Raw genomic sequence first — 247 nt, 5'->3', positions numbered from 1 at the left:
CCATGTACGACGCCAAAACCAAACTGCTGGTGCCCAACCACAAGAAGCGCTACCTGATCAATTCGCAGATGTTGCCCAACCTCAAGCTCGACGCCGATGGCGGCCTGACCCTGGCGCTGCAACACCACGAGCCGCCGAAGGCCGAACAGAGCAATTGGCTGCCGGCGCCACCCGGTCCGTTTTATGCGGTGCTGCGCATTTACCTGCCCAAACCTGAGGTGGGTAACGGTCAATGGAAACTCCCACC

At 59.9% G+C, this 247-nt stretch carries 1 protein-coding gene; it reads left to right on the top strand.

Annotated elements, in window-relative coordinates; all coding sequences use genetic code 11:
• On the top strand, positions 1 to 247 hold a 247-nt coding region (locus tag SB756_RS33625), incomplete at both ends, for a DUF1214 domain-containing protein (RefSeq protein WP_410913706.1).

The organism is Pseudomonas sp. SIMBA_068, assembly GCF_046534705.1.
GTDB lineage: Bacteria > Pseudomonadota > Gammaproteobacteria > Pseudomonadales > Pseudomonadaceae > Aquipseudomonas > Aquipseudomonas putida.
Note: the sequence above shows the minus strand (reverse complement) of the source record. Positions and strands in the feature narration are given on the sequence as shown.